Here is a 24,711-nt window from a genome sequence, read left to right as displayed (position 1 = left end):
GTTACGCTCGGCCGGCTGTCGCGCTGAGCAACCGCGCATCGACGCCGATCTTGGCCAGGGCGTTGGTCCACTTCAGTTCGTGGTCGGCGCCGAAGATCAGGGTCTCATCGGCGTCGCACGTGAGCCAGATGTTCTCGCGGATCTCGCGCTCGAGTTGCCCAGCGCCCCAGCCGGCGTAGCCCAGGGCCAATAGCGACCGCCGAGGCGGCCGGTTCTGGCCGGCCATGGCTTCCAGCACCTCGCGGGTGGCGGTGAGCGAAACCCCTTCACGGATCGGCAGGCTGTTGTCGCCCGAACTGTAGTCGTCGGTGTGCAGGACGAAGCCGCGTTCGCGATCCACCGGGCCGCCCAGCAGTACGAGGTCGGGCGGCACCTCGATCGTGGATTTCACATCCAGGCGGCCCAGAAGGTCGGGAACCGTCAGCCCCTCGACAGGCCGGTTCACGGCGATGCCCATGGCGTGGCTGTCATCGTGAGCGCAGATCAGCACCAGAGCGCGCTCGAAACGTGGGTCGCCGATGCCAGGCATGGCGATCAGCATCTGGCCGGAGAGAAAAACGCCGTCTTCCATCCGATCAAAATTGAGCGCTATCGCGGCGCTTTCAAGTCTTGAACGCACACAAGAGCGTTGAAGCTGCGGCGGAGCGGGTTATTTGATGACCCAACTTCATCAGGGAGAGAGACCAATGACGATCAAAGTCGGTGACAAACTGCCCTCCGCCACCTTCTCGGCCGGGACGCCTGAAGGTCCTCGCCCGATGTCCACGGACGACATCTTCGCGGGCAAGAAAGTGGCGCTGTTCGCGGTTCCCGGCGCCTTCACCCCGACCTGCTCGGCCAAGCACCTGCCGGGCTTCAAGGAGCATGTCGCCGACTTCAAGGCCAAGGGCGTCGACGCCATCGCCTGCGTCTCGGTCAACGACGCTTTCGTGATGAAGGCCTGGGGCGAGAGCCAGTCGGTGGGCGACGACATCCTGATGCTGGGTGACGGCAACGGCGACTTCACCAAGGCTATCGGCCTGGAAATGGACGGCTCCAAGTTCGGTATGGGCCAACGTTCGCAGCGCTATTCGATGATCGTCGAAGACGGCGTCGTGAAGGAGCTGAACGTCGAGGCTCCTGGCGAATTCAAGGTCTCGGCCGCCGACTACATGCTGGCCCAACTCTAGGACGCCAACTTCCGGACGGCGCGGTGACGCGTCGTCCGACTGGCTGGCCTGCACGACGCGCCGGGCCTCGCCGCCGCCTGATTTCCCTCATGGACAAGGTTTCGCCCGCGGGCCCTATGGCGGCATGAGCCGCAACGGATTCACGATCACACAACTGGTCTGGCGCGATCGGGTGCTGGACGAGATCGCCATGCCGCGCGGCGCGCTGCGGGTGACGCTGGGACTGGGCTCAGGTCTGACGCGCCGCCCTCGCGATCAACCGGGCCGGCTATGGGCGCTGGGGGATCGCGGACCAAACCTGAAAATCAGCCAGGCGGTCGAGGACTGCGGCCTGGATCATCTCCAGGGCCTTGCCGGTGTCGAGGGCGCCAAGTTGATGCCCCGGCCCGATATCGGTCCCACGATCACCGAGCTCAGTCTGATCGGCGATGAGCTGCGGTTCGTTCGGACCTTGCCGCTCCGTGCGCCGAGCGGCCGGACGATCTCGGGCCTGCCGCTGCCAGGGGGCGGCGAGGCGGCGATGGAGCCGGCCTATGACCTCAATGGAAACCTGCTGGCGCCGGACGGCGGCGCTGACACCGAGGGCGTGGTCGCCTTGGCCGATGGCGGGTTCTGGGTTGCGGACGAATATGGTCCGTCGCTGATGCGCATCGATCCGCACGGCGTGGTGACGGCGCGCTGGGTTCCGGAAGGCGTCACCGGCGATTGCGATCCGCCACTGAGCGCGATCCTCCCCGCGATCGGCGCTCGCAGGCGGCTAAACCGGGGCTTTGAAGCTCTGGCCATCTCGGCCGACGAAACCTGGCTCTATGTCGCGTTCCAAAGTCCTCTGGACCACGGCGATGTTCGGGCCTGTTCGCGCCATGCGCGGATTTGGAAGATCGATGCGACGAGCGGCGCGGTGGCGGCTCAGTACGTCTACCCGTTCGACACGCCATCCAGTTTCGCCCGCGACCGAGCGGCGGGCGAGGTCCAGCCGCGAGACCTGAAAATCAGTGAGGCGGTCTGCGTCGGACCCGATCGGCTGCTTGTGCTGGAGCGGATATCGCAGACCTCGAAGCTCTATCTCGTCGATCTGGCGGGACCTGGAGCGCCGCCGCATCATTTAGACGCCGAGACGCGTCCAACCCTGGAGGAACTGCGGCCTGAAGAGATGGCCGAGGCGGGCATACCCTTCCTGACCAAGGTCTTGTTGCTGTCGACCGACGACACCCCCGAGATCACGGCGGATCTCGAGGGCGTCGCGCTGATGTCGGATCGCGAGCTGATCCTGGTGAATGACAACGACTTTGGGATTGAGGGTGTGGAGACGCGGTTCTACCGCGTCACCTTTGAGCGTCCCATCGCAGGCGAGCCCTAGGCGCCCAGGGCTGCAGCCCCGACCGCTTCCAGATCTCCGGCCCCTTCGACCACGCCGTCGGCGAGGCCGGGGGCCTGGGCCAGGACCTGGCTGGCGTAGATGCGGGCCAAGGCCGACTTGCTTTGCGACCAGTCGTCGGCGTCCTGGGCGGTGGCCAGGGCTTGTCGCGCCAGCATCCAACCGCCGATCACGTCGCCGGCGAGCTTCAGATAGGCGGTGGCGCCGGCCAGGGCGTTGGGGCCCTTGTTGTTCAGCACCCAGTCGGTGGCGCGCTCGAGAGCGGCGACGCCGGCCTCAAGCCGCTGGCCGACGCTCTCCAGCGCGCTTGAAACCTTCAGTTCAGCCACGGTCGCGTGCATTTCGGCGCAGAGCGCGTCCATGACCCCGCCGCCTTCCATCGGGACCTTACGGCCGACCAGGTCGATCGCCTGGATGCCGTTGGTGCCTTCATAGATCGGGGCGATACGGGCGTCGCGATAGTGTTGGGCCGCGCCGGTTTCCTCGATGAAGCCCATGCCCCCGTGGACCTGGACGCCCGCAGAGGCGACGTCGACCCCGATGTCGGTGGACCAGGCCTTGGCGATCGGGGTCAGCAGTTCCTGGCGCTGGCGGGCTGTGGTGCGCTCGGATTCGGTGGGAGCCAGATTCGCAAGATCGGCAAGTACGCCGGTGGTCAGGCAGATAGCGCGGGCAGCCTCAATCTTGGCCTTCATCAGCAACAGAGTGCGCCGCACGTCCGGGTGCCCATAGAGCGGGGCGGGGTATTCCGCCGACCACACGGCGCGGCCCTGCTTGCGTTCCTGGCTGAAGGCCAGGGCTTGTTGGAAGGCGCGCTCGGCGATGGCCACGCCCTGGACGCCGACCTGCAGGCGCGCGGCGTTCATCATCACGAACATATGGGCGATGCCGTTGTTCACCTCACCGACCAGTTCGGCCTGGGCGCCTTCGAACAGCATGACGCAGGTGGGGGAGCCGTGGATGCCCAGCTTGTGCTCAATGGAGCCGGCGCGCAGCGTGTTCGCCGCGCCGAGGGCGCCCTCGTCGTCCACCAGTCGCTTGGTCGCCAGGAACAGGGAGATGCCCTTCACGCCAGGCGGCGAGTCGGGCAGGCGGGCCAGGACCAGGTGGCAGATGTTCTCGGCCGCGTCGTGGTCTCCCCAGGTGATGAAGATTTTTTGGCCGGTCAGGCGGTAGCCGCCCTGGCCGTCCGGTTCGGCGCGGGTGGTGACAGCGGCCAGGTCCGAACCGGCTTGCGGCTCGGTCAGGTTCATGGTGCCGGTCCACTCGCCGGAGACCAGCTTGGGCAGGACGAGCCGCTTCTGGCGCTCGCTGCCGTGCAGGGCCAGGGCCTCGATGGCGGCCTGGGTCAGCATAGGGCAGAGGCCAAACGCCATGTTGGCGGCCTGGATCATCTCGAAGACCGCGAGCTCCATCGCCTTGGTGAGGCCTTGGCCGCCATGCTCCGGAGCGGCCGAAAGCGAGTTCCACCCGCCAGCCACAAAGGCCTGATAGGCGGCGGCGAAGCCAGGGGCGGAAACCACCGCGCCGTTCTCGTACCGCGCCCCGACCTGATCGCCTTTGCGGTTCAGCGGGGCCAGCTCTTCTTCGGTGAAGGCGCCGGCCGCTTCCAGCACCGCGGCGACCGTATCTTCGTCCAACTCAGGGAAACCGTGCGCGACAAGCGCCGGATGGCCGGCGGTCTTGAGGGCGAGGGCAAGATCGCGAAGCGGTGCGCGGAAGGTCATCAAGGGGCTCCGGAGGATATTGCGGTTCTTTAGGGCAAGGCGGGGTAGAGCTCCAACACTTCACGGCTTCGTGAGGCTGGGGACGCCTTTCCGCGGCGCTGGCGTTGAGCCATTTGCAAAGCCTGAGCTTCACCGTCGGCGAGACCGGAGACGATGCTGAACTCGTGTCGAAGCCGACCTCCCAAAGACAGCAGAACCGATGACCCGTACCCGCTACAGCACCGTCGCCATCGTTCTCCATTGGCTGATCGCCGCAGCGATCATCTTCCAGGTGATCCTGGCCTGGCGCATGGACGGTCGGACACCGCAGGGCTTCGCCCTCATCCAGCTTCACAAGTCGGTCGGCATCTCCATTCTGCTGCTGAGCTTGGCGCGCCTGGCCTGGCGCTTGACGCATCGTCCGCCGCCGTTGCCCGCAGGTATGGCGACCTTGGAGCGGTGGTTGGCCAGGGTCGCCCACATCGGCCTCTATGTGATCATGATCGGCATGCCGATCACCGGCTGGATCATGGTGTCGACCAGCCGCATCCAGGTCCCGACGCTACTGTTCGGCGCGATCCCCTGGCCGCACTTCCCAGGGTTGGCCCATCTCGTGGGACCGGCGAAAACCGCCTGGAACAGCTTTGGCCAGACGGGTCACGAGGTGTTGGCCTGGGGCGCCTATGTGCTGATCGCCCTGCACGTCGCCGGCGCCCTGAAGCATCAGCTTTTCAGCCGCGACGAGCCGGTGCTGGCCCACATGGCGCCGGGCGCCAACCCCGGGCGCTGGTTCGATCCGCGCCTGATCGCGATCGCGGTCGTCGCACTGGGCGTGGCCGCCGCCGCCCAGACCATCCGGCCAGTCGCCCAGGCTTCTAAGCCGCTGCCGCCCCCGCCGGTCGTCGAGGTCGCCGCCGCCCAGGCGCCGATGGCGCCGGCGCCGGCCGTTGTGGACATCAGCGCGGCGACGCCAGCCGCCGAAGCCCCGGTCGAGGCGTCCGCCTGGAAGGTGAACCAGGGATCGACGCTCGGCTTCACCACGACCTGGGGCGGTCAGGCCATCGAGGGTCGCTTCGACCGCTGGACCGCCGACATCCGTTTCAGCCCCGAGGCCTTGGACAAGTCCAAGGTGAGCGTCAGCATCAATCTGGCCTCGGCGGTCACCGGCGATGGCCAGCGCGACGAATCCCTAAGGGGCGGCGATTGGTTCGACACCGCCAATCACGCCAAGGCGACCTTCACCGCCAGCAAGTTCGAGAAGGCTGGAACAGATCGCTACATCGCCCTTGGCCAACTGACCCTGCGCGGCGTCAGCCGTCCGGCGCGCCTGCCGTTCCGACTGCAGATCGAAGGCGACAAGGCGCGCGTCAGCGGTGTAACCAACCTCGACCGCACAGCCTTTGGCGTCGGACAGGGCGAGTGGACAAAGACCGATCAGATCCCGGCCGACGTGAAGGTGAACGTCAACCTGACGGCGACGCGGCGTTAGCCGCCGCCGAGGCGGCCCTGCGCGCCGGCGGCCTGGTGATCCTGCCGACCGAGACAGTCTACGGCCTGGCCGGCGATGCGTCCGATCCGGCCGTGGTCGCGGCGATTTTCGAGGCCAAGGGCCGGCCGCGCTTCAATCCGCTGATCAGCCATGTCGCCGACCTGGCCGCCGCCGAGAAGATCGCGATCTTCGATGACCGCGCCCGCAAGCTGGCGGAACAATTCTGGCCTGGCCCCCTGACCCTGGTCCTGCCGATCGCGCCGGACACCCCGGTCTGCGACCTGGCCCGCGCCGGGCTCGACACTGTCGCGGTCCGGGTTCCGGCCCATCCGCTGGCCCACGCCCTGCTGGCTAGATTCGGCGGGCCGGTGGTGGCGCCGTCGGCCAATCGCTCAGGGCGTCCGAGCCCGACCAACTTCGCTGATGCGGTGGAGGAAACCGGCGTCAGCGCAGCCGCGGTTCTCGACGGCGGTCCCTGCGAGGTCGGGCTGGAATCCACCGTCGTCGCCCTGCTGGACGAGCCACGCCTGCTGCGTCCCGGCTCCGTCACACGCGCGCAGATCGAGGCGTTGATCGGCCCGCTGGCCGAAGCGCACGCCGACGCCAAGCGCTCGCCCGGCCGCCTGGCACGCCACTATTCGCCCAAGGCCCCGGTGCGCCTGAACGCCATGGCGCCGGAACCGGGCGAGGCCTATCTCGCCTTCGGCCCCGGCGACCATCGTTGGAACCTCAGTCCCTCCGGCGACCTGCGCGAGGCCGCCGCGCGGCTGTTCGCCTATCTGCGCGACGCCGACCGCACCGACCCACTCGCCATCGCCGTCGCCCCTATTCCCTATGAGGGCTTGGGCGAGGCGATCAACGACCGGCTCAAGCGCGCGGCGGGCTTTGTCGGCTAGGCGCCAGGCGCTAGGATCGGCGCCATGACCGTTTCCGTTCCCGCCAATGTCCTCTCCCGCCTGAAAGCTGTGCTGGGCGAGGGGGGGTGGAGCCAGGACCCCGAGCGCCTGGCGCCCAAGCTGGTCGAATGGCGCGACCGCTGGCACGGGAACACGCCCTTTCTGGCCCTGCCGAAAACTCCGCAGGACGTCGCCGCCGTGATCGGGATCTGCGCGGCGGCCGGCGTGCCGATCACGCCCCAGGGCGGCAACACCGGCCTGGTCGGCGGCCAGATCCCGCTCGGCGAAATCCTGCTCTCCACCGAGCGCCTGCGGACCATCCGCGACATCGACGCCTTCGACGACGTGATCGTCGCCGAAGCCGGCGTCACCCTGGCCGCGGTGCATGAGGCGGCGCTGGAGAAGGGCCGCCGGTTCCCGCTGGACCTGGCCTCCGAAGGCAGCGCCACCATCGGCGGCGTGGTCTCCACCAACGCCGGCGGCACCGCCGTGCTGCGCTATGGCAACACCCGCGACCTGGTGCTGGGCTTGGAAGCCGTCCTGCCCAACGGCGAGATTTGGAATGGGCTCAAGCGCCTGCGCAAGGACAATACCGGCTACGACCTAAAGCAGCTGTTGATCGGCGCCGAGGGCACGCTCGGCGTCGTCACCGCTGCGAGCCTGAAGCTGTTCCCGGTCCTGGTGTCGCGCGCCACCGCCATCGCCGCGGTCGATACGCCCCAGGCCGCGAGCCAACTGCTGGTTCAGGCCAAGGACGCGGCCGGCGGCGCGGTCGAGGCCTTCGAACTGATGGGCCGGCGCGGGATCGAGTTTGTGCTGAAGAACATCGCCGGCCAGCGCGACCCTTTAGGCGAGGTCCACCCCTGGTACGTGTTGATCGAGCTCGCCTCGGGCGAGCCGGGCGCGGCGGAGGCGGCGATGGAGCGCCTGCTCGGCAAGGCGCTGGACGACGGCCTGATCCGCGACGCCGCGGTCGCCCAGAGCAAGGCCCAGGCCAAGGCCTTCTGGTCGATCCGCGAAAACCAGTCGCCGGGCCAGAAGCCCGAGGGCGCGACTTGGAAGCACGACGTCTCGGTGCCGGTCAGCCGGGTGGCGGAGTTCCTTGACCAGGCGACCGCCCGCATGGAGGCCCTGGTTCCCGGCGCTCGCGTCACCGCCTTCGGCCACATGGGTGATGGCAATATCCACTACGACGTCATCCGTCCCGACGGCGGCGACAACGCCGTTCACTCGGCCTTGCGCGCCGACGGCTCGCGGATTGTCCACGACATCGTCGCCTCGATGGGCGGCTCGATCTCGGCCGAGCATGGCCTCGGTTCGATGAAGACCGAAGAGGCCCGGCGCTACAAGTCGCCGGTCGAGGTTGCGGCCCTGACGGCGATACGGCAAAGCCTGGACCCCAAGCGGATCATGAACCCGCGCGTCCTCTTCTGAGTCCCTCATGCTGATCGTCATTTCACCCGCCAAGGCGATGGATTTCACGCGCCCGGACATTCCCGTCGCCGCCACTACGCCTGAAATGGCCGCCGACATCGCCGAACTGGCGCTCACGACCCGGAAGCTGAAGACCTCGGATCTGAAGCGGATGATGGACCTGTCGGACAAGCTGGCGGACCTGAACCGCGAACGATTCCAGGCCTTCGACCCGGCCATGGAGGACGGCCTGCAAGCCGCCTTCGCCTTCAACGGCGACGTCTATTCGGGGCTGAAGGCGCGAGAGCTGGACAAGAAGGCGTTGGCCTTCGCTCAGGACCGGGTGCGCATCCTCTCGGGGCTCTATGGCGTGCTGCGGCCGCTCGACGCCATCCAGGCCTACCGCCTGGAAATGGGTGTGCGGATCAAGACGAAGCGGGGCGGCAGTCTCTACGACTTCTGGGGCGACAGGATCGCCGTGGCGCTCAATGAAGCCGCGCGCGGCCACAAGGACCCGACGCTGGTGAACTGCGCCAGCCAGGAATATTTCGGCGCCGTCGATGTGAAGGCCCTGACCATCCCGGTGGTGACGACCAAGTTCTTCGAGGAGAAGGACGGCTCGTCGAAAATCATCTCGTTCTACGCCAAGAAGGCGCGCGGTCTGATGGCCCGCTACGTCATCGACAATCGGATAGAGCGGGCCAACGACCTGCGGGCGTTCGATGTCGCGGGCTACAGCTTCCAGAAGAGCGCCTCGAGCGACACCGAATGGGTGTTCTCGCGCCCGCAGCCGCCGCCTCCTTCGGCCGCGAAGAAGGCCAAGGCCTGATCGGCCTGGTCAGCGCGGCCCGAAGTCGGGGCTGAAGCGGATATTGTCGCGCTCCAGCCCGTCCATCACCACCTGCGCGCCGCCGCTCTTGATCATCCACTCCAGCCGGTGATCGCGGTACTCGCGCTTGAACAGGCCCTGGCGGACCAGTTCGGCGACATTGGGCATGGTCGAGGCGCTGGCCGAGGCCGCGGCTTCGGCCGAGGTTTGCGCGACCGAGGCCCGCGCATTGGCCCGCGCCAGCCAGTCCTCCAGCCTCGAGCCCTTGTCCGGCGGGAAGCCGTGGCCGACGGAGCCGTTGAGATACGGCGCCACCGCCAGGTCGCCCCAGCCGAACGCCTCGCCGTTGAACCAGGTCCGCCCTTCAAGCTGGCCTTCGAGCCAGCCGAACCAGCGCCGCGTCTGGCTGGCGGCGCGGGCCAGCAAGGTACGCTCCAGCTCGCCCTCGGCTCGGCGGAACCAGCGGATCTCCGAGAGCCCCCAGTTGATGGCCTCGAAGTGGGTGTCCATCGCCTCTTCCAGCATCCGCACGCGGGCGCGCTCGGCCGGGGCGCCGGGCAGCAAGGCCGGGGTCGGCCAGCGGTCTTCGAGGTATTCGAGGATGATGGTGGAATCGAAGATCATCACCTCGCCGTCCACCAGGGCCGGGACCTCGGCGCGGGGATTGGCCTGGATGAACTCGCCCTGGGCGCCGCCCGCCCCCAGGCCGCCGGGCATTAGCGTCTCGAACGGCTGGCCCTTCTCGCGCAGCGCGATCTTGACCTTCTGGGCATAGGGCGAGAGCGGGTGATCATAGAGCTTCAGCACATTCAGTCTCCCTCGGCGCTCTGTCGTCGCCCGACGAGATCGAGCCGCCCGGCCGCACCGAAAGTCAATCTCAGCGGGTTGACGGCCGGGGCGTAAGCACGCTCCCCTGCGCCCCAACAATTGTTTGAAAATGAGGGAAGCGCCTTGGCCTACAAACCATTCGATCTCACCGGCAAGGTGGCTTTGGTCACCGGCGGCAACGGCGGTATCGGCTTCGGCATGGTCGAGGCCATGGCCCAGGCCGGCGCGGACATCGTGATCTGGGGCTCCAACGCCCAGAAGAACGCCGACGCGCAAGACAAACTCAAGGCGACCGGCGTGCGGGTCCTGACCCAGGTGGTCAATGTCGCCGACGAACATGCGGTGGCTGCCGGCATGGTCGAGGCTGTGGCCAAGATGGGCCGGGTCGACACCGTGGTCGCCAACGCCGGCATCGGCGGCGGCGCCAAGTCCTTCTCCGAGTTCCCGACCGAGACCTATCGCAAGGTGCTGTCGGTCAATCTCGACGGGGTGTTCTTCACCTTCCGCGAAGCCTGCAAGCATATCGTCGCGCGCGCCGAACAGGGCGACCCCGGCGGTTCGCTAGTGGCGATCTCCTCGCTCTCGGCCCTCGACGGCGCGGCCCGCAACCAGGCCGATGCGGCGACCAAGGGCGCGTTGATCCCGATGATCCGCGCCATCGCCGTGGAGCACGCCCGCTATGGCCTGCGCGCCAACGCCATCCTGCCGGGCTGGATCGCCACCGACATGACCGCCGGCGCCCAGGACAACAACAAGTTCAACGACAACGTCATCAAGCGCGTGCCGATGCGTCGCTGGGGCAAGCCCGCCGACTTCGGCGGCATGGCGGTCTATTTCGCCTCCGACGCCTCGGCCTTCCACACCGGCGACTCGGTGCTGATCGACGGCGGCTACGGCATTTTCTAGGGCTGCCACCTTCCCAACCTTCGTCGTCCCCCGGATCGTCTTTCAGACGCCCGGAGGATGACGAGTTTGGCGTCGCCACGCCCTTCATGACGTCGGGTCACGGTTTCAATCGCCGACGCCCGGCGCCATCCTCCCGGCATAAGATTTGGGAGGATTTCGATGACGCTGCACACTCCGCTTTGCGACCTGCTGGGGGTCAAGCACCCGATCATGCTCGCCGGCATGGGCGGTGTCTCCTACGCCGAGCTGGTGGCCGCGGTGTCGAACGCCGGCGGCTATGGCGTGCTCGGCATGGCCGGACGCACGCCCGAGTTCATCCGCGATGAGATGCGCAAGGTCAAAAGCCTGACCGACAAGCCGTTCGGCGTCGATCTGCTGGCCGCTTCACCCGAGAGCCTGACCGCTGCCGTCGAGATCATCATCGAGGAAGGCGCCTCCAGCTTTGTCGCCGGCCTCGGCGTTCCCATGCCGATCATGGAAAAGCTCAAGAAGGCCGGCCTGAAGGTCATGGTCGTCTGCGGCGCGGTGAAGCACGCCGTGAAGGCCGAGCAGGCCGGCTGCGACGCGGTCATCTGCCAGGGCGGCGAGGGCGGTGGTCATACCGGCCTGGTCGGCACTATGCCGCTGGTCGCCCAGGCCGTCGAAGCCGTGAAGATCCCGGTGGTCGCCGCCGGCGGCCTCTATGACGGACGCGGCCTGGCCGCGGCGCTGGCGCTGGGCGCCACCGGCGTCTGGATGGGCACCCGGTTCATCGCCTCCGAAGAAGCCCATGCCGGCGAGCTTTATCGCCAGGCGATCATTGAGGCGGCCGACGAGGACACCATCCGGACCCGTTCCTATTCGGGCAAGCCGATGCGGGTGAAGAAGAACCCCTATGTCGACGAGTGGGAGACCCGGCCCCAGGACATCCAGGCCTTCCCTATGCAGGCCATGGTTTCGCAACGGGCCGGCGCCATGGGCGGGATCGGCGGTCAGATCGAGGGCCTGGATCCCGACAAGTCCTGCTTCGCCATGGGCCAGTCGGCGGGCGGCGTCCACAGCGTGATGCCGGCCGGCGAGATCGTCGCTCAACTGATCCAGGAAGCCGAAGCCGCCATCGACCGCACCGCCAAGCTGCGGACCAAGGTTGAGGCCTAGTCCGCGTTTTATGGTGTCATCCCGGAAGCCGCATAGCGGCTGTCCGGGACCCATGAACACCTGATCGTGCAAGCTGTCGCGAGGCGGCGCCATCTTCCGCCAACGCGGCGCGAATGGGTCCCGGACAAGCCCGTTGGGCTTTCCGGGATGACAGCGCGGCGCTACCCGTCGATATCCAGGCCGAGCGCCAGGCGACCGGCATAGAGCAACTGCGGCTTTTCCTGCAGCGGGTGGAAGCGCGCGCCCTGCACGTCGCGGAAGGCGCGCTCCAGGCCGGTGTCCCGATAGAAGGACGCCCCGCCCGCCACCTCCATGGCGCGCTCGACGGTCCGGATCGCCGACTGGCCTACCAGGGTCCGGCCGGTCATGGCGCGGCCGGTCGTCTCGGGGCCGGGCGTGGCGGTCTCAGCCAAGCCGATCATGGACTCCAGAGCCATCTCCGCGGTCTGGAGCGCGTTCTCCATCTCACCGACCAGATAGGGCAGGTTGTAGTCGCCCTGCTTCTTGCGGGCGATCGTCAGGGCCTTGGCGCGGGCCCCCTGCGCGACGCCGACATAGGCCGAGTAGATCAGGGGGAAGGCGATCATCGAGATGGTGTGGAACAGCGGGTGCCACTTGCCTTTCGGCCGCCGGCCCGAGATCGCCGCGTCCGGCACGAAGACGTCCTTCAACTCGACATCCTGCGAGCCGGTGCCCCGCATCCCCAGCACGCGCCAGGTGTCGAGGATCTTGACGCCCTCGGCCTTCATCGAGACGGCGAAGTGCAGGACGGTGGGGCCGGCCTCCGGGTCGTCATAGACCGCGCTGGTGACCAGCAGGTCGCCGGCAGGGCAGCCGCTGGAGAAGACCTTGCGGCCGGTGATCTTGAACCCGCCCTCGACCTTCACGGCGTCGCCGCCGCTGCTCAGCCAGTCCGATCCGCCGCTTGATACCAGCACCAGGTTTTCCCCAGCGACCCGCTTGAGCAGGCCTTCGGTCGGCGCCTGCTGGACCCGCCAGCGCCAGGCGGCGACGGCGACCAGATGGCTATGCATCGAAAAGGCGAGGGCGGTTGAACCGCAGGCTGCGCCCAGCCGGCGCACGACCCCGCAGATGTCGGCGAGATCGGCGCCGCCGCCCCCGAACTCCGCAGGGACCAGCGCGCTGAAGAAGCCCTGAGCCTGGAGTCGTTCATAGGCGTCGAAGACGAAGCTTTCTTCGGCGTCGTGTAGCGGCGCCTCGGCGGCGATCTCGGCGGCGACGGCGTCGGCGCGAGCGAGCCAATCGACTTGGCCGGATTTGGTCTTGGTTTGGACATCGAGCAACATGTTCAGCTCCTTGAGCCGGGGATCAGTTTCCCCCTGTCGTCGGCAAGCTCTCAGGTCCGGTTCGATGCGACCAGTTCAGGAACTGAACTTGCCCGGTACAGGAAATGAACTAGGCCCCGGTCGGCCATGGGCCTATTTTGCGCCTGCGCCTTCTTGGAGGAAACCCATGACCCAGGGCAGCTACAGACAATTCTGTCCGGTCTCGATGGCGGCGGAGGTCCTTTGCACGCGCTGGACCATCGTCCTGCTGCGCGAGCTTGTGGCCGGCTCGACGCGTTTCAACGATCTGCGGCGCGGGGTGCCGCGCATGTCGCCGGCGTTGCTATCGCAGCGGCTGAAGGAGTTGGAGGTGGCCGGGATTGTCCGGCGCGATCCCTCGATGGCCGACCCCAGCGTTCACGAATATCGCCTGACGTTGGCCGGCGAGGAGCTGGCGCCGCTGGTGGATGCGTTCGGCATCTGGGGCCAGCGCTGGATCTCCACGGAGCTTTCGCTGCAGAACCTCGATGCGCCGCTGCTGATGTGGGACATGCGTCGCAATCTGGATCCGACGCCCATGCCCAAGCGGCGCAGCACGGTCCAGTTCAGGTTCCCTGAACTGCCGCCGATTCAGCGATCCTGGTGGTTGTTGGTCGATCCCGACGGGAGCGTCGATCTGTGCTCGATGGATCCGGGCTTCAATGTCGACCTCTTCGTCTCCACCGATTTGCGGACCATGACCGCGATCTGGATGGGGATGGAGACGGTGGCCGGAGCGCTGCGCGCGGAACGGCTCGCCCTGACAGGGGATCGTCAGCTTGCCGCCGATATGCAGACCTGGCTCGGCCTCAGTCCTTTCGCCAAGGAGCGTAAGCTCGCCAGTTGAACACGAACCTCCCTTTCCTCCCCTGCGAAGCGGTGGAGGGGGCGAGCCTCAGGCGCCGAACTCGGTCTCGCCCCTCCACTATCGAGTATGAAGTTTCTCTATGTGTTCGTCATGGCCGGGCCGCCAGGACCCGGCCATCCATAACCACCGAGCAGGGCCGGGAAGGCCGGTGCGTATGGATCCCCGGCACGCATACGCGGCCGGGGATGACGATCGGAGCGGGTAGGACCAGCCGGCCGTCGCCCATCGAAGATGGAGGGCGACAAGCCTCGCTACGCCGCGACCTTGGCGGCGATTTGCGCGGTGTGGCGGCCCTGATAGCGGGCGCCTTCAAGTTCGTTGGCGCTCGGCTGGCGTGAGCCGTCGCCGCCGGTGATGGTCGTGGCGCCGTAGGGCGAGCCGCCGGTGATCTCGTCCAGCTTCATCTGGCCGGCCCAGGCATAGGGCAGGCCGACGATGACCATCCCGTGGTGCAGCAGCTGGGTGATAGTCGACATGATCGTCGTTTCCTGGCCGCCGTGCTGGGTGGCGGTCGAGGTGAAGACCCCGCCGACCTTGCCGACCAGGGCGCCCTTGGCCCAGAGGCCGCCGGTCTGATCCCAGAACGCCGCCATTTGCGAGGCCATCCGGCCGTAGCGCGTGCCGACGCCCAGGATGATGGCGTCGTAGTTGGCGAGATCATCCACCGTGGCGATCGGGGCGTCCTGGTCCATCTTGTAGTGCGAGGCCTTGGCCAGTTCGTCCGGCACCGTTTCAGGCACGCGCTTGATATCGACGCTCGCGCCGGCCTCGCGGGCGCCCTCCGCGACGGCCTTAGCCATGGTTTCGATGTGGCCGTAGGTCGAGTGGTAGAGGACGAGGATCTTGGTCATGGGCGGGTTCCTGACTGGAGCGGGAATAGGAAAGGGGCGGCCCGGGCCTGATGGCCCGGGCCTTATGAGTTAGGCGGCGTCGACGAGGACGAGCTCGGCGTCTTCAAGCGCGGTGACGCGCACCGTGGCTTCGTCGCGGATCGCCAGGCCGTCGCGGGCCTTGGCGGTGACGCCGTTGACCTCGATCGAGCCGGTGGCCGGCACCAGATAGGCGTAGCGACCTTCGCCGAGCTGATATTCCGCGCTCTCGCCGGCTTTCAGCGTGGCGGCCACAACCCGGCCGTCGGCGCGGATCGGCAGCACGTCGGTGTCGCCGTCGATGCCGCTGGCCAGGGTCACGAACTTCCCCGCGCGGTCGCCCTTGGGGAAGGGCTTGGCGCCCCAGGAAGGTTCGCCGCCGGCCTTGGTCGGCAGGATCCAGATCTGGAACAGCGTGGTGTCTTCGTTCTCGACGTTGAACTCGGCGTGGCGGATGCCCGAGCCGGCGCTCATCACCTGAACGTCGCCGGCCTCGGTTCTGCCGGTGTTGCCCAGGCTGTCCTGGTGGGTGATCGCCCCGCTGCGGACATAGGTGATGATTTCCATGTTCGCGTGCGGGTGGGGCGGGAAGCCGGAGTTCGGCGCGATCTTGTCGTCGTTCCAAACCCGCAGGGCGCCCCAGCTCATCCGCTTGGGATCGTGGTACTCCGCGAAGGAGAAGTGATGCTTGGCGTCGAGCCAACCGTGGTTGGCGCCGCCGAGGGTTTCAAAGGGTCGATGGTCAATCATCGTCTGGTCTCCCGGAGGCGATCTCGAAGGGACCGCCTGTTCGATGAAATAAGTAGCCCTTCCCCAGAATTTCGAAATAGAAACGATGGAAACCAACTGTTTCCAAAAGTGACATGCCGAAACTCCCTGACTTCGAAGCTTGGGCCATCCTGGCCAAGGTCGCCGAAACTGGTTCGTTCGTGCGCGCCGCCGAAGAACTGGAACTGTCCAAGGCCACGGTCTCGAAGGCTGTCAGCCGCTTGGAAGCGCGAATGGGCGCCAGCCTGTTCCATCGAACCTCACGCCGCATCTCGCTGACGGAAAGCGGGCGCGCGGCTCTGGAGCGCGCGAGCCGAATCCTGGCCGAAGGCGAGGCGGTGGAGGCCGAAACCGCCGCCCAGTCGGTGATCCCGCGCGGCTTGGTTCGGTTGGCGGCGCCGATGTCTTTCGGCCTGTTGCACCTAGCGCCGATCCTGCCCGATTTCCTGGCGCGCTATCCTGAGGTCTCCATCGACCTCAGCCTCGCCGATGAAAAGATCGATCTCGTGGCCGATGGCTTCGACCTCGCCATCCGCATCGCGCGGTTGCAGGACTCGTCCCTGTTGGCGCGCAAGCTGTGCGACATGCGGATCATGCTGGTCGGCGCGCCGGGGTACTTCGAGGCCTTCGGGCGACCGGCCCATCCACGCGACCTCGCCCAGCATCGCTGCTTCACCTACGCCAATGTCGATACGCCCGACATCTGGCGCTTTGCGCACGCGGCCGAGGGGGACCAAGCCGTGGCGGTCAGCGGGCCGATGAAGGTCAACAGCGCCGAGAGTCTTGGACCCTCGCTGCGCTCCGGCCTCGGCCTCGCCCTGCAGCCAGAGTTCATCTGCTGGGAGGACCTGAGGAGCGGGGCCTTGGAGGCGGTCATGACAGACTGGTCTCCGCCGCTGCCCGCTCTGCATCTGGTCAGCCCGCCCGGTCGGTTGCGGCCCGTGCGGGTCAAGGTGCTGTTCGACTTCCTCGCCGACCGGCTCGCCGCCGCGCCCTGGGCGGCGGGGCGGCCCTAGGCCCCGGCCAGATACGCGACCGGATCGCGGTTGAAGCGCCCGAACGTCGAGAGGCAGCCCTGCCAGATTCCGAGGTGCTGCTTCATCTCGGCGGCCGAGAGGCGCGAGGTCAGCATGGCTGCATACATAACGTTGGAACGCCCATCCTCGGTGAGATAGCCGCGGCAGGCGACCTGGGTCCGGTTGAAGTCGTTGATCTGCTGAAGATTGGGACCGCGACGCTCGAAGGCCGTCGAGAAGGCGACTGCGCCACAGGCCTTTCCGCCCTCGTTGCATTGCACGAACTGGGCGCCGAACTTCCCGCCGGGGGTGGCGATGTCCAGCACCACCATTCCGCTGCCGCTGGAGGCGACGCTAGCCGTCGCGTCCATGCTGCTCAGCAGCCCGACGAGGGCGGTGGGATCGCGCGCATCAAAGCTCGCCGCCTTCGCCGCCGGCGCCGGCTTGGCCGGCGCGGCGAGCGCCAGCGTCGAGGTCGCACCGATGGCCAGGGCGAGAACTAAGGCGCGCATCGAGGTCTCCAGAAAATCCGCCTCCGTGGCTAGCGCCGACGCACGCATGATGACAAGGCGGCGCCGGGAGATTTAAGTGCGGCCATGCGTCCGGCCCTGCTCCTCCTCATCCTTTCCGCGCTCCCTCTGCCCGCTTTCGCCCAGGAGCGCTCGATCGAGATGCGCGAGTCTCTGGTCAGTCTTGCCCGTGTGCTGGGCGAGAGCCACGCCCTTCGGCAGGCATGCGAGGGCGGTGAGGACCAGTTCTGGCGCTCACGCATGAACCGCCTGGTGGAGACCGAACAGGCCGAGCCGGTGCTCGAGCGCGAGATGAAGGACAGCTTCAATGCGGGCTTCGCCGACGCCCGCCGACTTTATCCTGCGTGTGGCGATGGGACCCGGCGCGCCCAGGGCGCGGCCGCCGTGCGAGGGCGGGAGCTCGCGTTTGGGCTATCTCAGGCCAAGTATCGGGTGATGACCGTATTGCCGCCCGAAGGCGCACAGGACGTGACGGCGGAGCCTGCACCGCGTTAGGGTGGTCTCCGGTTCTCGGAGAGGTTGTCATGGAATTGGCTACGGCCGTCGTCCTACTGGTTCTTGCGCTGGTGATCCTGTTCGGGGCCATCAAGATCGTTCCTCAAGGGCGCGAGTACACCGTCGAGCGTTTCGGGCGCTACACGAGGACCTTGCCGCCGGGCATCGCCTTCCTGACGCCCTTCGTCGAAGGGATCGGCCGCCGGGTGAACATGATGGAGCAGGTCCTCGATGTGCCCCAACAGGAGGTCATCACCAAGGACAACGCCGTCGTAAAGGTTGACGGCATCGTATTCATCCAGGTGATGGACGCCGCGGCCGCGGCCTATCGCGTCGACAATCTCAACTACGCCATCGCCCAGCTCGCCATGACCAACCTGCGGACGGTGGTCGGCTCGATGGAGCTGGACGAAGTGCTGTCGCAGCGCGACCAGATCAACACTCGCCTGCTGCACGTCATCGACTCCGCCACCGGCCCCTGGGGCGTGAAGGTGGCGCGGATCGAGATCAAAGACCTGATGCCGGGTCCGGACATCACCAACGCCATGGCGCGTCAGATGAAGGCCGAACGCGAGCGTCGCGCGGTCATCACCGAGGCGGACGGCGAGAAGTCTGCGGCCATCGCCCGAGCCGAGGGCGCCAAGCAGGCGGCGATCCTCGAGGCCGAAGGCCGCCGCGAGGCCGCCTATCGCGACGCCGAGGCGCGTGAGCGCGAGGCCGAGGCCGAGGCCAAGGCGACGGCCATGGTGTCCGAAGCCATCGCCCGCGGCGACGTCAACGCTATCAACTACTTCGTCGCCCAGAAGTACGTCGAGGCTTTCGCCAAGCTGGCCGAGAGCCCCTATCAGAAGACGGTCATCGTGCCGGCCGAGATGTCGGCCCTGGTCGGGTCGCTGGCTGGTGTCGGCGAGTTGGTGAAGACCATCCAGACCGACCGCGCGCCTGCCTCGCCGCCGCCCGCTCGCACCGCGCCGGCCGCCGCTCCGCGGTCGCCGCGCGGGCCGGCTGTGCCGCCGACCGGAGCCTGATCCCATGGGCGGGCTGGTCGACTTCTACGGGACGCACACCTTCTGGGTCTGGATCGCCGTAGCCGCTGCGATCCTGGCCTTCGAGGTCGCGGCCGGTTCAGGCTGGCTGCTCTGGCCGTCGGCCTCGGCCGCGGTCATGGCCTTTGTTAGCCTGTTCACCAGTAGCGCCGCCCTCGAGATCGGCCTGTTCGCAGCGTTGACGATCGTCACCACTCTCACGGCGAGGAAATTCTGGCCGCGCGAGCCGCAAGGGGCGAGCGACATCAATGACAATGTCGCGCGCCTAGTCGGCCATCGGGGCCGCGTCGCCATGGCCTTCGTCGGCGGCGCCGGGCGGGTGATGGTTGATGGCAAGGAATGGGCCGCCGACTCCGAGGACGGCGCGCCGCTGGAGATCGAAACGATCGTCGAGGTTGTCGGTCTCAGAGCCGGGACGCGACTGCTGGTTCGCCCGGTTCGCTGACATCCTCCAGGAAGGTCCGGAGCGATCGCAGGAACGGCAGGGCCTGGGAGAATTCGTTGTCGGTGAAGCCCTCGCGCAGGGCGTCCATCTTCCACTGGAGGTCCTTCAGGACCTGGAGATAGGCGTCCGTACCCGCCTTTGTCAGCCTTACGCGCTTCTTGCGACGATCCTTCACGTCGGCCAGCACGACCACGAAGCCCAAGTCCTGCATCTTCTGCAGGGCGTTGGTGATGGCCGGCTTGGACATCATCATCAGGTCAGCCAGTTCCGCAGGGGTCTGGCCGTCACCTAGCCGAGTGAAGCACTGCAAAAGTTCGAACTGGGTGTAGGTCGCGCCGGGCGGCAGGTGCGCGATCACCGCGTGCCGGGCCAAGTGTTCGATAATCCCAATCTCGCTGAAGACCAGGACATCGGGACGGTCTTGCAAACCGGTCGCCATGGGAAAACTCCACTTCGTTCGATCTCGAACGAAGTGGCTATCGCCCCTCACGGCTTCAAGCCGCGAGCGCTTCCTTAAGGCCACGACGGGCCAGGGCGTCGGCGCGTTCGTTGAGCGGATGGCCGGCGTGGCCTTTCACCCATTTCCAAGTGACGTCATGCTTGCCGCGGGCGAGGTCCAGGCGCCGCCAGAGGTCGTCGTTCTTCACCGGCTTCTTGTCGGCGGTCATCCAGCCGCGCTTCTTCCAGCCATGGATCCACTCCGAGATGCCCTTCATCACGTAGGTGGAGTCGGTATGCAGCTCGACCTTGCAGGGCTTCTTCAGGGCTTCCAGCGCCTGGATGGCGGCCATCAGCTCCATGCGGTTGTTGGTGGTCGCAGGTTCGCCGCCGCAGATGTCGCGGACGTGCTCGCCGGAGATCATCACCGCGCCCCAGCCGCCGGGGCCCGGGTTTCCCGAACAGGCGCCGTCCGAATAGATCACGACCTGCGGGGTCACGAGACCTCGCTCAGCAGCACGAGGTCGGGCGCGGAGCGATGGACCGCCAGCTTGCGTTCGTACTCCAGCGGATCCTTTGGCCGCACCAGGGCGCCGGCGGGCGTCGCCCCCCAGTCATGCAGGCGGGTCAGGAAGAACCGCATCGCCGCGCCGTGGGCCAGCACCGGCAAGGCCGCGCGCTCGGCGGGCGTCAGCGGACGGTGGGCCTCATAGCCGGCCAGCAGGGCGCGGGCGCTGGTGATGTTGAAACTGCCGTCGGCCTCGAAGCACCAAGCGTTGAGCGCCACGGCGATGTCGTAGGCCAGCTGGTCCACGCAGGCGAAATAGAAGTCGATCGCGCCGGCGAAGATCGGGCCCTGGAAGAAGACGTTGTCAGGGAAGTAGTCGGCGTGGATCACGCCGCGCGGCAGGTCCGTGGGCCAGTTCGCGGCGATGTGGGCGAGATCGGCGTCGATCACTGCGGCCAGGCCGGGCTTAAGGCTGTCAGCGTCGTCGCGCAGGGTGGCGAACAGCGGCCCCCAGGCGTCTTGGCCCAGGTCGTTGGCGCGGGTGAGCGCAAAGCCGTCGGCGGCGAGGTGCAGGCGCGCCAGGCCTTGGCCGGCTTCGCGGCAGTGAATTGCGGTCGGCCGCCGAACCGACAGTCCGGGCAGGAAGCTGAAGATCGCGCAGGGCTTTCCGCGCACGCGCTTCAGCGCCTCGCCGGCCTTGTCGATCATCGGCGTCGCCGACGGATACCCGTGCTGGGCCAGCCAGCGTGTGAGCCCCAGGAAGAACGGCAGCTCGTCTTCGCGGACCCGCTTTTCGTAGACCGTCAGGATGAAGCGCCCGGCCTCGGTCTCCAGCAAAAAGTTGGAGTTCTCCACGCCTTCGGCGATCCCCTTGAACGCCAATGGCGCGCCGAGGTCGAAGTCGGACAGGAGGGCGTTGAGCTCCTCGTCGGTGATGTCTGTGTATACGGCCATGCGCGACCGGGGATGCGGGAGGCCGGCCCCGGCGTCAAGCCTCGGTTGTCAAAGCCCTTGGCAGCTTGAAGCTGACCGTCTCGCGGACGGTGTCGACTTCCTCGACCGTGACGTCGAAGGTCTCGCCCAGACGGTCGATCACGCCCTGGACGAGCACCTCCGGCGCCGAAGCGCCGGCTGTGACGCCAACAGTCGTCGCGCCGTCCAGCCAGGCCAGATCAAGCCCGCTGGCGTCGTCGATCAGATAGGCCCCCTTGGCCCCCGAGCGCTTGCCGACCTCGACCAGCCGCACGGAATTTGACGAGTTGGCGGAGCCCAGGACCAGCAGCACGTCGGCGCGGCTGGCGACCACCTTCACCGCGTCCTGGCGGTTGGTGGTGGCGTAGCAGATGTCTTCCTTGTGTGGCGCGGAGATCTCCGGGAACCGCTCGCGCAGCGCCGCGACGATCTCTGCGGTGTCGTCGACCGACAGGGTGGTCTGGGTGGCGAAGGCGACGTTGGATGCATCCTTCGGCGTAAAGGCGCGAGCGTCCTCGACGGTCTCGATCAGGGCCACGGCGCCTTCGGGAAGTTGGCCCATGGTGCCGACGACTTCCGGGTGCCCGGCATGGCCGATCAGCACGATTTCCTTGCCGGCGTCATAGTGACGTTGCGCCTCGACATGGACCTTGGAGACCAGCGGGCAGGTGGCGTCGAGATAGAGCATCTGGCGACCAGCCGCCTCGGCCGGGACCGATTTGGGCACGCCGTGCGCCGAGAACACCACCGGGCGGTCGGTCGGGCATTCCGAAAGTTCTTCGACGAACACTGCGCCCAGACTCTTCAGCCGGTCGACCACATGGCGGTTGTGAACGATCTCGTGGCGCACATAGACCGGCGCCCCATACTTCTCGATCGTGCGTTCGACGATCTGGATGGCGCGATCGACACCGGCGCAGAAACCGCGCGGGGTAGCGAGCAGCACCTTGAGAGGACGGCGGGGGCGGGGCTCTTGCAACATGGCGCCAAGTTAGGCGCTGAGCGGCCAGACCGCCAGCCGCGTTGCGGCCTCAATCGATAGCCATTAGTAGGGTAAAGCACGCGAGGGCCGATATCGGCTCGCGCCCTCTTGTTTTGGACGACCTCAAAATGCGCCGCCCTCTGCTGTTGCTCGCCGCCGGCTTGATCATGGCCGGCTCCATGGCTCCTGAAATCGCCTCGGCTCAGCAACGCCGCCAAGGCGAACAGCAGCAGCAGGAACAGGACGCCGCGAAAAAGAAGAAGCGCGATTCCGAGTGGAGCGACGTCCAGGCGCCGCTGCCCCAGCTGCGCAACGCCGGTCCATGCCCCTATGTGAAGGTGCTCTACGACGCCGGCCGCTATGTCGAGTTCAAGGACGGCCGCGAGGCGTCCGGCTCGGTGGCCTATACCGGCGAGATCCAGGGGATTTCGGCGGGCTGCCAGTACAAGGACGACGAACCCATCAAGGTGACGATGGAAGTCCTGTTCGACCTCGGCCGGGGCCCGCAGGCCGAGTCGTCCACGAAGAACTACCGTTATTGGGTGGCCGTGACGAAGCGCAACGACGCCGTCATCGCCAAGGAATACTTCGACCTGCCCGTGACCTTCGCGGCCGGCCAGGATCGCCTCTATGCACGCGAGAAGATCGGTCAGGTGACCATTCCGCGCGCGACTCAAACCACCAGCGGCGCGAATTTCGAGATCCTCGTCGGCTTCGACGTGACGCCTGAGATGGCCGCTTTCAACCGCGACGGTAAGCGCTTCCGGCTGAACGCCGGCACGGCCGTGGCTGGGAACACCAACGAAACCAAATGAGTGATCTTAAAAGGGGCCTGAGCGAAGCGGTCGCAGCCGCCTTCGCCGCGGCGGGACTGCCGGCCGAACTTGGCCGTGTGACGCCGTCTGACCGGCCAGACCTTGCCGACTTCCAATGCAACGGCGCGCTGCCGGCGTCCAAGGCGGCCAAGCGCAATCCGCGCGAGATCGCTGAAGAGGTGGTGAGCCACCTGGCCGGCGATTCTCGCCTGGCCTCGGTGGAAATCGCGGGCCCTGGCTTTATCAACCTGCGGGTCAGTGACGCCGCGCTGTCGGAACGTGCGGGTGAGATCGCCGCCGATCCGCGCCTGGGCGCCCAGCCGGTGGACGAACCGCGCCGCGTGCTGATCGACTATGGCGGGCCGAACGTGGCCAAGCCGATGCACGTCGGTCACCTGCGGTCCTCGATCATCGGCGAATCGCTGAAGCGCATCTACCGGTTCCGGGGCGACACCGTGGTGGGCGACGCCCACTTCGGCGACTGGGGCTACCAGATGGGCCTGTTGATCGGCGCCGTCATGGACGAGGACGCCGAGATCCGCGCGATGATGGAGGACTTGAACGCCAAGTCAGACATCACGCCGCAGGACGAAGCAGCGACCTTCGCTGTGCTCGACGGAAAGATCACCCTGGCCGATCTCGACCGCCTCTATCCGCTGGCCGCCGCCCGCGGGAAGACCGAGCCGGACTATCGCGATCGCGCCCGTAAGCTGACCGCCGAGCTGCAGGGCCGCAAGCCTGGCTACTTCTTGCTGTGGCGGCACTTCGCCAAGGTGACCAAGGTCGCCCTTGAGCGCGACTTTCATGCGCTGGGCGTCGACTTCGACCTCTGGAAGGGCGAGAGCGACGTCGACGAACTGATAGAGCCGATGGTCGCCGACTTGGAGGCCAAGGGCTTGCTGGTTGATGATCAGGGCGCCCGCATCGTTCACGTGGCCGGTCCGAACGAAACCAAGAAGAAGAAGCTGCCGGACGGCACGGTGGTCGTGGTCCCGAGCCCCGACCCGTTGTTGGTGGTCTCGTCGGAAGGCTCGGCTATGTACGGGACGACCGATCTGGCGACGATCCTGGACCGCAAGAACACCTTCGACCCGCACCACGTCCTCTACGCCGTGGATCAGCGCCAGGCCGATCACTTCGAGATCGTTTTCCGGGCCGCCTATCTCGCCGGCTATGCCGAACGAGGCAGCCTGGAGCACGTCGGGTTTGGCACCATGAACGGCACGGACGGCAAGCCGTTCAAGACCCGCGAGGGCGGGGTGCTGAAGCTGAACGACATGATCGTCATGACCCGGGACAAGGCCCGTGAGCGTTTGCACGAGGCCGACCTCGGCAGCGAGCTTGATCCGGACGCCTTCGAGGACACGGCGAACAAGGTTGCGGTCGCAGCGCTGAAGTTCGCCGATCTGCAGAACTTCCGCGGCACCTCCTACGTTTTCGACCTCGACCGCTTCTCCAGCTTCGAGGGCAAGACCGGCCCCTATCTCCTGTACCAGGCGGTGCGGGTGAAGTCGGTCCTGCGCAAGGCCGCTGAGGCCGGCGCGCAGGCCGGACCGATCATCGTATCCGAACCGGCCGAGCGCGACCTGGTGCTGTTGCTGGACGCCTTCGATCAGGCCTTGATCGACGCCTACGACAAGAAGGCGCCGAACTTCATCGCCGAGCACGCCTACAAATTGGCCCAGGCCTTCTCGAAGTTCTATGCCGCCTGCCCGATCCTGTCGGCCGAGCCGGCGGTGAAGGCTTCGCGCCTGACGCTGGCGCAGACGACGCTGCGCCAGTTGGAACAAGCGCTGGATCTGCTGGGCATCGCCGCGCCGGAACGGATGTAGGCGGGGCTAAAATTCGGCTGCCGCGGCTTCAAGCGTGCGCTTGATGGCCGC

26 protein-coding genes are annotated in these 24,711 nt (G+C 67.0%); 15 read left to right on the top strand and 11 right to left on the bottom strand.

Translation table 11 applies throughout. The features are described from left to right. Position 1: 1 nt before the first annotated feature. A complete protein-coding gene (locus tag Q8M13_RS00130; protein WP_305297558.1) occupies positions 2 to 571 on the bottom strand; it encodes a YqgE/AlgH family protein in 570 nt (189 codons plus the stop codon). A 115-nt stretch (positions 572 to 686) separates the two neighbouring features. On the opposite strand from Q8M13_RS00130, the gene Q8M13_RS00125 reads away from it, so the two are divergent. After that, on the top strand, positions 687 to 1,169 hold the full coding sequence (locus tag Q8M13_RS00125) for a peroxiredoxin (RefSeq protein ID WP_305297557.1): 483 nt from the start codon (positions 687 to 689) through the stop codon (positions 1,167 to 1,169). Between the two features lie 124 nt (positions 1,170 to 1,293). Beyond that, a complete protein-coding gene (locus Q8M13_RS00120; RefSeq protein WP_305297556.1) occupies positions 1,294 to 2,529 on the top strand; it encodes an esterase-like activity of phytase family protein in 1,236 nt (411 codons plus the stop codon). Here the strand turns inward: Q8M13_RS00120 and Q8M13_RS00115 are convergent. Further along, a complete protein-coding gene (locus Q8M13_RS00115) occupies positions 2,526 to 4,274 on the bottom strand; it encodes an acyl-CoA dehydrogenase (RefSeq protein WP_305297555.1) in 1,749 nt (582 codons plus the stop codon). The two genes, Q8M13_RS00120 and Q8M13_RS00115, sit on opposite strands and share 4 nt — an antisense overlap. Positions 4,275 to 4,473: 199 nt before the next feature. Here Q8M13_RS00115 and Q8M13_RS00110 point away from each other — a divergent pair, with 199 nt between their 5' ends. The 4 genes from Q8M13_RS00110 to yaaA are packed head-to-tail and all read left to right on the top strand — an operon-like array spanning position 4,474 to position 8,880. Beyond that, positions 4,474 to 5,742, top strand: coding sequence for a YceI family protein (locus Q8M13_RS00110; RefSeq protein WP_305297553.1), 1,269 nt, complete (start codon positions 4,474 to 4,476; stop codon positions 5,740 to 5,742). Continuing rightward, positions 5,673 to 6,638: an L-threonylcarbamoyladenylate synthase gene (locus tag Q8M13_RS00105; RefSeq protein ID WP_370869900.1), complete on the top strand. Its 966-nt coding sequence runs from the start codon at positions 5,673 to 5,675 to the stop codon at positions 6,636 to 6,638. Before Q8M13_RS00110 ends, Q8M13_RS00105 begins: the two co-directional genes overlap by 70 nt. Before the next feature lie 24 nt (positions 6,639 to 6,662). Then, on the top strand, positions 6,663 to 8,072 hold the full coding sequence (locus tag Q8M13_RS00100; protein ID WP_305297552.1) for an FAD-binding oxidoreductase: 1,410 nt from the start codon (positions 6,663 to 6,665) through the stop codon (positions 8,070 to 8,072). Positions 8,073 to 8,079: 7 nt separating this feature from the next. After that, positions 8,080 to 8,880: a peroxide stress protein YaaA gene (gene yaaA, locus Q8M13_RS00095; RefSeq protein ID WP_305297550.1), complete on the top strand. Its 801-nt coding sequence runs from the start codon at positions 8,080 to 8,082 to the stop codon at positions 8,878 to 8,880. A 9-nt stretch (positions 8,881 to 8,889) separates the two neighbouring features. Here yaaA and Q8M13_RS00090 read toward each other — a convergent pair whose 3' ends face one another. Then, positions 8,890 to 9,687, bottom strand: coding sequence for a glutathione S-transferase family protein (locus tag Q8M13_RS00090; protein WP_305297548.1), 798 nt, complete (start codon positions 9,685 to 9,687; stop codon positions 8,890 to 8,892). Between the two features lie 144 nt (positions 9,688 to 9,831). On the opposite strand from Q8M13_RS00090, the gene Q8M13_RS00085 reads away from it, so the two are divergent. Together Q8M13_RS00085 and Q8M13_RS00080 are read left to right on the top strand one after the other, a co-directional pair. Beyond that, entirely contained in the window at positions 9,832 to 10,614 is a 783-nt protein-coding gene (locus Q8M13_RS00085) for an SDR family NAD(P)-dependent oxidoreductase (RefSeq protein ID WP_305297546.1), read from the top strand. Between the two features lie 159 nt (positions 10,615 to 10,773). Beyond that, complete coding sequence (locus Q8M13_RS00080) at positions 10,774 to 11,751, top strand: nitronate monooxygenase family protein (RefSeq protein WP_305297544.1); 978 nt, start codon at positions 10,774 to 10,776, stop codon at positions 11,749 to 11,751. 161 nt (positions 11,752 to 11,912) lie between these two features. On the opposite strand, the gene Q8M13_RS00075 is transcribed toward Q8M13_RS00080, so the two are convergent. Beyond that, positions 11,913 to 13,058 (bottom strand): acyl-CoA dehydrogenase family protein, encoded by a 1,146-nt coding sequence (locus tag Q8M13_RS00075; protein WP_305297543.1) that lies wholly within the window; start codon positions 13,056 to 13,058, stop codon positions 11,913 to 11,915. A 166-nt stretch (positions 13,059 to 13,224) separates the two neighbouring features. Between Q8M13_RS00075 and Q8M13_RS00070 the strand changes: the two genes are divergently transcribed. Next, positions 13,225 to 13,923, top strand: coding sequence for a helix-turn-helix domain-containing protein (locus Q8M13_RS00070; protein WP_305297541.1), 699 nt, complete (start codon positions 13,225 to 13,227; stop codon positions 13,921 to 13,923). A 272-nt stretch (positions 13,924 to 14,195) separates the two neighbouring features. On the opposite strand, the gene wrbA is transcribed toward Q8M13_RS00070, so the two are convergent. Continuing rightward, complete coding sequence (wrbA, locus tag Q8M13_RS00065; protein ID WP_305297540.1) at positions 14,196 to 14,795, bottom strand: NAD(P)H:quinone oxidoreductase; 600 nt, start codon at positions 14,793 to 14,795, stop codon at positions 14,196 to 14,198. 69 nt (positions 14,796 to 14,864) lie between these two features. After that, the gene (locus Q8M13_RS00060) at positions 14,865 to 15,563 is read right to left on the bottom strand and encodes a pirin family protein (RefSeq protein ID WP_305297538.1); all 699 of its coding nucleotides are present in this window, start codon (positions 15,561 to 15,563) and stop codon (positions 14,865 to 14,867) included. Between the two features lie 113 nt (positions 15,564 to 15,676). Here Q8M13_RS00060 and Q8M13_RS00055 point away from each other — a divergent pair, with 113 nt between their 5' ends. After that, entirely contained in the window at positions 15,677 to 16,597 is a 921-nt protein-coding gene (locus Q8M13_RS00055) for a LysR family transcriptional regulator (RefSeq protein ID WP_305297537.1), read from the top strand. On the opposite strand, the gene Q8M13_RS00050 is transcribed toward Q8M13_RS00055, so the two are convergent. After that, positions 16,594 to 17,109 carry a hypothetical protein gene (locus Q8M13_RS00050; protein WP_305297535.1) on the bottom strand — a complete coding sequence of 172 codons (516 nt, stop codon included), beginning with the start codon at positions 17,107 to 17,109 and terminating at the stop codon, positions 16,594 to 16,596. The two genes, Q8M13_RS00055 and Q8M13_RS00050, sit on opposite strands and share 4 nt — an antisense overlap. Before the next feature lie 84 nt (positions 17,110 to 17,193). On the opposite strand from Q8M13_RS00050, the gene Q8M13_RS00045 reads away from it, so the two are divergent. From Q8M13_RS00045 to Q8M13_RS00035, 3 genes are read left to right on the top strand one after another with little or no spacing between them, the layout of a single operon-like run. Further along, complete coding sequence (locus Q8M13_RS00045) at positions 17,194 to 17,622, top strand: TIGR02301 family protein (protein WP_305297533.1); 429 nt, start codon at positions 17,194 to 17,196, stop codon at positions 17,620 to 17,622. A 29-nt stretch (positions 17,623 to 17,651) separates the two neighbouring features. Further along, positions 17,652 to 18,650: an SPFH domain-containing protein gene (locus tag Q8M13_RS00040; protein WP_305297531.1), complete on the top strand. Its 999-nt coding sequence runs from the start codon at positions 17,652 to 17,654 to the stop codon at positions 18,648 to 18,650. A 4-nt stretch (positions 18,651 to 18,654) separates the two neighbouring features. Further along, positions 18,655 to 19,113, top strand: a complete 459-nt coding sequence (locus Q8M13_RS00035) for an NfeD family protein (RefSeq protein WP_305297530.1) — start codon at positions 18,655 to 18,657, stop codon at positions 19,111 to 19,113. Here the strand turns inward: Q8M13_RS00035 and Q8M13_RS00030 are convergent. Genes Q8M13_RS00030 through ispH form a run of 4 tightly spaced genes read right to left on the bottom strand, consistent with a single transcriptional unit; the run spans position 19,073 to position 22,013 of the window. Continuing rightward, a complete protein-coding gene (locus Q8M13_RS00030) occupies positions 19,073 to 19,552 on the bottom strand; it encodes a MarR family winged helix-turn-helix transcriptional regulator (protein WP_305297528.1) in 480 nt (159 codons plus the stop codon). The genes Q8M13_RS00035 and Q8M13_RS00030 overlap by 41 nt on opposite strands. Before the next feature lie 55 nt (positions 19,553 to 19,607). Further along, a complete protein-coding gene (rnhA, locus tag Q8M13_RS00025; protein ID WP_305297526.1) occupies positions 19,608 to 20,051 on the bottom strand; it encodes a ribonuclease HI in 444 nt (147 codons plus the stop codon). Further along, entirely contained in the window at positions 20,048 to 21,013 is a 966-nt protein-coding gene (thrB, locus tag Q8M13_RS00020) for a homoserine kinase (RefSeq protein ID WP_305297524.1), read from the bottom strand. Before thrB ends, rnhA begins: the two co-directional genes overlap by 4 nt. Positions 21,014 to 21,047: 34 nt before the next feature. Further along, complete coding sequence (gene ispH, locus Q8M13_RS00015; protein ID WP_305297522.1) at positions 21,048 to 22,013, bottom strand: 4-hydroxy-3-methylbut-2-enyl diphosphate reductase; 966 nt, start codon at positions 22,011 to 22,013, stop codon at positions 21,048 to 21,050. Between the two features lie 128 nt (positions 22,014 to 22,141). On the opposite strand from ispH, the gene Q8M13_RS00010 reads away from it, so the two are divergent. After that, positions 22,142 to 22,828 carry a Tat pathway signal sequence domain protein gene (locus Q8M13_RS00010; RefSeq protein WP_305297520.1) on the top strand — a complete coding sequence of 229 codons (687 nt, stop codon included), beginning with the start codon at positions 22,142 to 22,144 and terminating at the stop codon, positions 22,826 to 22,828. Then, complete coding sequence (argS, locus tag Q8M13_RS00005; protein WP_305297519.1) at positions 22,825 to 24,660, top strand: arginine--tRNA ligase; 1,836 nt, start codon at positions 22,825 to 22,827, stop codon at positions 24,658 to 24,660. The genes Q8M13_RS00010 and argS overlap by 4 nt, the downstream gene beginning before the upstream one ends. Positions 24,661 to 24,711 lie beyond the last annotated feature (51 nt).

It is taken from the genome of Phenylobacterium sp. (assembly GCF_030681155.1).
Lineage (GTDB): Bacteria > Pseudomonadota > Alphaproteobacteria > Caulobacterales > Caulobacteraceae > Phenylobacterium.
This window is presented reverse-complemented; position numbering and strand designations above follow the sequence as displayed.